Genomic DNA, 5,011 nt, shown 5'->3' on the forward strand with positions numbered 1-5,011 from the left:
TCTTCAAGGACATTGGTTGCAATCCCTCTCCCCTCACCCGCTACAACTAAAGCTACGCTTGCTCCCCCAAAACCACCACCCGTCAAGCGTGCGCCGAAGACTCCTGGGGTTTTCTGCAATATCGCTACTAAGGTATCTACTGCTGGGACCGAAACTTCGTAATCGTTGCGCTGACTGGCGTGGGAAGCATTCATCAATTCACCAAAGCGTTTCGCTGACACCCCATGTACAGCCTCAAGCACTCGGTTGTCCTCGGTGATGACGTGTCTCGCGCGACGGCGCAACGGTTCGGGTAATGACTCTGCGGCTTGTGGATCGGTGATGTCTCTGAGCGCTTTGACTCCCAAGCGCCGCGCCGCTTCCTCAGACTCAGCCCGACGCTGGTTATATCCGCTACCTGCAGCCAGTGCATGATGGACACCACTATCGATTACCAAGATTTCTGCTCCCCCTGGGAAAGGTATGACTCGACGCTCAAGGGTGCGGGTGTCCAAAAACAGCATCGAGTCAGTGCCAGCCAAACTCGATGCCATTTGATCCATGATGCCGCAGTTTAAGCCGGCATACTGAATCTCCGCTTGTTGTCCAAGTTGGGCGATTTCCACATCATTAATGGGAAGATTGAGCAGTTCGCGCAATCCCCTAAGCGTTGCAACTTCCAAAGCGGCACTGCTAGATAAGCCTACACCTATCGGGACTGTCGATTTGACGTACAAAGAAAGCGGCGGTATCGTATATCCTTGTTTTTGCAAAAGTTGAATACACCCAAAGATATAACTTGCAAATCCAGATGGCGTATGATTGATTTCTAAAATGTTGACTTGCTCGTCTAAATCTTCAGAATAAAAGTGGTGATGTCCGTCGGTACTAAAACCTAGTTGTACCGTGGTACGTTGAGGAATCGCAGTTGGGAGAACAAAGCCATCGTTGTAGTCAGTATGTTCACCGAGTAGGTTTACCCTTCCTGGCGCACTGGCTTCTGTTTCAGGTGATTTACCAAATATTTGTTGGAAGTTCATAATTATTTCATCAAAGCATAAGTATCAAATTTCACCCTCTAACGAGAGATAGAAAATAGGAAATTTCCAATTGCATCTTTGAACAATTTTCAATTTTCAAATCTAAGAGCTAATTTCTAAAATAAATCTTAAATCATTATGATGCTTCAAGGTAAAATAACCCACTCTTCATGAGCAGTACGTTGCAGTGCTTAGAGATAAGTAGTTGCTAAAAACCTAAACATCAGATTTTATCAGAGCGCTTAGAGAATTGTATTCACAGTTACATATAAATTTCATATTAGCTAGTTCTCAAGAATGATGTAGTAATTAGTGAATCATTGAAAATATAACAGTAGAGGAAGCACAAAGACATAACAAAAGAAATCTATGGAATTACAAGAAACTCAAACAAAAAAAACAGAGAATAATGTTCTGTCGGCAGAGAACATACATGATTATATCAATCCCGAAAAAATAAGGGAATCTGAGGCTAAAACTCAGGCACAAACAGATAATGCAGTCACTAGTAAAGAGGCACTTGACCCTCGATTACGCTATGGCTTTACACTGATATTAGCGATTTTCTTATTTATTGCTGCCATTTACTACGGAATCATCAACCCCTAGGTGATTAACCTAAGCTTGGGGGACGTCTCTCAGGCTTAGTTAAATCATGTTCTGTTGCAAAATTGTGCCTTCCTGCCTAATCTGTGGACAAGTGGGCCAGCGGGTCAGCGTAAAATACAGTGCCTTTGTGGGAATTGTGATTATTCCTTCTTGGGACTCATGTTATATTATTAATATATATATGTAGTATCAATAATGTTACTGCAATCATATGAGTTATTCTCGCCTCGTCCAAATCAGCAAATATCTTAGCAAATATTTGCGACATACACCGGGTGCAATTGGAATTAAACTTGCCCCCGGTGGTTGGGTTAGTGTTGATGAACTGCTTACCGCTTGCGCTAAAAACAAATTTCCACTCACCCGTCAGGAATTACAGGTGGTGGTTGAACTCAACGAGAAAAAACGCTTTTCTTTTAACTCCACAGGCACTCTTATTCGTGCTAACCAAGGTCACTCAACAGAAGTTGATTTACAATTAGAACCTGTTGTTCCTCCAGACGTGCTTTATCACGGTACGGGACACAAATCTGTAGAGTCAATCATGCAAACAGGACTCTGCAAAATGTCGCGACATCATGTCCATTTATCAAAGGATATTGCTACAGCACAAATTGTAGGTGCAAGACATGGAAAACCAGTAGTTTTGCTCGTAGATACTGCGGCTATGTATCAAGCTGGTTATAAATTCTACTGTTCCGATAACGGAGTTTGGTTAGTAGATAGTGTGCCACCTGAGTATCTACAAAAAATTTGAATTTTCATAGGTTGCAGAGATTCATTTAAAAATCATAAAATTTTAGATTTATTGTTATAAAAGTGTCATAAATAGAACTCAAGATTTACTAGGACTTACGCACTGTACAAATTAACCATAATATGGGCGTTGCTGAACCAAAATATGAATCATGCGCTCTGCGCAATCGCTCAAATTCATATTTCTATTCTGCAACGCCATAATATAAATTAAGGTTTTTGGTCGTTTCAGGCACAAGGGGCTTCCCGTAGACGACGAAGGGCGGCTTTCTTTGCCCAAGGTAAGCTAGGCTAGGACACCAAGGAAAGACAAGTGTTGCATTATTTTTGTGTTATTTGTTTTAAATCTCCAAAACCACCGGGCGCAATCTTCCCTCTACCTCTGTGCTGGGAAAATTTGGATCAAAAGTCAGATTTTCCAACTGTCCATCCTGGAGAATGACAAAAGTATCTTCAACTTTTGCCCCTGGTAAACTTGGATTCCAAGCAACAGCTATACCTTCTGCTAAAGTGTCAGTGGTAGCGGGATTTGCTACTATTTCTCGTGCTAAATATCCCGTAGTTCCACCTTGATGATGTTCGCGGATTGCATGATTGAATCCGTGCTGTTGATAAGCTTGAGCTAAAGTGTGATAAACCGAATTAAGAGATGTTCCTTCTTTACATAAATTCAAAGCTTGGGCTTCAATTTCGCGGACATGACGATGCAATTCGGTTTGTTCATCCCAAAGCGCACCAAAACAGACAAATCGCGTTAGATTCGCATACAAACCATATCCCCTAGCACAGAACACCAGCATCGCTTCTCGTCCAATCTGTTCCCCAGTGGCTGTAGCGTGGCGGTATAGGGGTAAACGCCTTTCGCCAGCCACCAGCGTCAGCGCTGGATGCAATCCCCTTGCCCACAATGCCTCTGCACCTGCACCTGCTAATTGATATTCTGTCCAGGTAGGCTTGGCGGCTTTTAGTACCTCTGTCATCGCAACGCTAGCTTTTCGCCCCACTTGACGATATCGCTCTAGTTCGCTTGACATCATGACTCTTTTATGGTGCTGTAGAGACGGGGGTAATTGCTGCTCTACATGAGGGATAGGGCGATCTGCGCGCAGCGCAGCAGCGAAGCTATCGCTCAAAACCTTCCCACCATTAGTAGCATCCCGGACAAAAGCTTCACGACGAGCAGCATCAGCCCAAGGGTTGATGTGCAGCTTAAAATTAGCTGGTAGTTCTTCATCCTGTAAACGCTGGGCTTCAATTTCGTCTGTTAATACCCAAGCATCTTGCGCCGTTACCAATACTTCTGCTACTCCGGTTTCAGCAGTCAGTAGTACGGTGTTAGAAGCGCCAGCAGTCGCCCAAGCAAACCAGTCTGTTCCGCGTAACCGTAACCCCTGCATCTCGGTTTCTATGAGAGTTTGGCGGATTAACTCCAGCTTAGTAGAGACTTCTTGATTCAAAGGATTCATGTTCAAGGGTGCGATCGCATAATTCATAATTTACACCAACACCAAATAATTTATCTCTGCTGTCATTGTTACCTCTTCAATCGCGAGCATGGTTTTAGGTTAAGTTTGAATGTTACCAGGAATACAAGCAAATTTATGGAAAATCTCCTCCCAATAAGCATATCTGCACCCTACCTTATGCAGATACTAAATCAGTAGTGAAAAGACACGATAAAAAGAGTTTTCTGGAATGGCATTGAGGAGAAAAAATGAAAAGGAATAACTTAGAATACTACGATTTGAATGCAGATAAATGGAGAAAAGAAAGTGAACCATTACATTTGTCTAACCATCTGAATAAATCAAGGTTTGAGTTTTTCTCAAGTTATGTTCCTGATTGGAAAGGGGTCAAAGTTTTAGATATTGGTTGTGGAGGTGGATTAGCTTGTGAATTTTTAGCTTCTCTTGAGGCTAATGTATCAGGAATAGATTTATCTTTAAACTCAATTAAAGCAGCACAAGAATATGCTCAAATCAATCACCTAAATATTGACTATCAGTGGGGAGCAGCTGAAAATTTACCTTACGATGAAAAAATCTTTGACGTGGTTTTGTGTTATGACGTTTTAGAGCATGTTGCTGATTGGCAAAAAGTTCTTTCAGAAGCTTACAGAGTTTTAAAGAACAATGGATTGTTTTTCTTTGATACAATTAACAAAACTTTCAAATCTAAATTAATAATGATTTGGCTTTTAGAGGATATTCTAAAGCAGCTACCACGTGGGCTTCATGATTGGAATAAGTTTATTCAACCCCAAGACATGCTTGATATTATGAAGAGCATTGGCTTTGCAGATGTTGTCATCAAAGGGTTCGATTTGACGGCTGGTACTAGCTTGAAAACACTTAGAGATATTGTATTTGAGGGTTTAAATAATCAAAACAAAGGTAAAGAGATAAAATTATTTGAAATCCACATTAATGATGATACTTCCGTATGGTATATTGGCAAAGCTGTTAAGCTAATTTGATATTTCGGCTGTTGCATAAATAGGTAAGCTTTGGGACGAAATTTACGAATTCGCCGCTCACTACGTCCACAGCAAACAAAAATTCTCCTCTCTACCATTAGACATGTCCGGGAATTTGCAAAGCACTCCACATCTGGCTTTGCACAGCATT

Annotated in this window: 5 protein-coding genes; 3 read left to right on the plus strand and 2 right to left on the minus strand. The window is 41.7% G+C overall.

Annotated elements, in window-relative coordinates:
- A partial coding sequence (galK, locus tag DP116_RS17420) for a galactokinase (RefSeq protein ID WP_246275678.1) occupies nt 1-1,019 on the minus strand: 1,019 nt, incomplete at its 3' end.
- 369 nt (nt 1,020-1,388) lie between these two features.
- Here galK and DP116_RS17425 point away from each other — a divergent pair.
- Nucleotides 1,389-1,628 carry a hypothetical protein gene (locus tag DP116_RS17425; RefSeq protein WP_169156376.1) on the plus strand — a complete coding sequence of 80 codons (240 nt, stop codon included), beginning with the start codon at nt 1,389-1,391 and terminating at the stop codon, nt 1,626-1,628.
- Between the two features lie 211 nt (nt 1,629-1,839).
- Complete coding sequence (locus tag DP116_RS17430) at nt 1,840-2,385, plus strand: RNA 2'-phosphotransferase (protein WP_169156377.1); 546 nt, start codon at nt 1,840-1,842, stop codon at nt 2,383-2,385.
- 340 nt (nt 2,386-2,725) lie between these two features.
- Here the strand turns inward: DP116_RS17430 and DP116_RS17435 are convergent, their stop codons facing one another.
- On the minus strand, nt 2,726-3,850 hold the full coding sequence (locus DP116_RS17435; RefSeq protein ID WP_169156379.1) for a M24 family metallopeptidase: 1,125 nt from the start codon (nt 3,848-3,850) through the stop codon (nt 2,726-2,728).
- A 248-nt stretch (nt 3,851-4,098) separates the two neighbouring features.
- Between DP116_RS17435 and ubiG the strand changes: the two genes are divergently transcribed.
- Nucleotides 4,099-4,860: a bifunctional 2-polyprenyl-6-hydroxyphenol methylase/3-demethylubiquinol 3-O-methyltransferase UbiG gene (ubiG, locus tag DP116_RS17440; protein WP_169156378.1), complete on the plus strand. Its 762-nt coding sequence runs from the start codon at nt 4,099-4,101 to the stop codon at nt 4,858-4,860.
- The last annotated feature ends 151 nt before the right edge of the window (nt 4,861-5,011 follow it).

Origin of the sequence: Brasilonema bromeliae SPC951, from assembly GCF_012912135.1 — a bacterium.
Classification (GTDB): domain Bacteria; phylum Cyanobacteriota; class Cyanobacteriia; order Cyanobacteriales; family Nostocaceae; genus Brasilonema; species Brasilonema bromeliae.

Bases quoted from the DNA above. Each gene is read 5' to 3' on its own strand.
- DP116_RS17430 (WP_169156377.1), top strand. From the start codon at position 1,840: ATGAGTTATTCTCGCCTCGTCCAAATCAGCAAATATCTTAGCAAATAT.
- DP116_RS17435 (WP_169156379.1), bottom strand. From the start codon at position 3,850: ATGAATCCTTTGAATCAAGAAGTCTCTACTAAGCTGGAGTTAATCCGC.
- ubiG (WP_169156378.1), top strand. From the start codon at position 4,099: ATGAAAAGGAATAACTTAGAATACTACGATTTGAATGCAGATAAATGG.
- DP116_RS17425 (WP_169156376.1), top strand. From the start codon at position 1,389: ATGGAATTACAAGAAACTCAAACAAAAAAAACAGAGAATAATGTTCTG.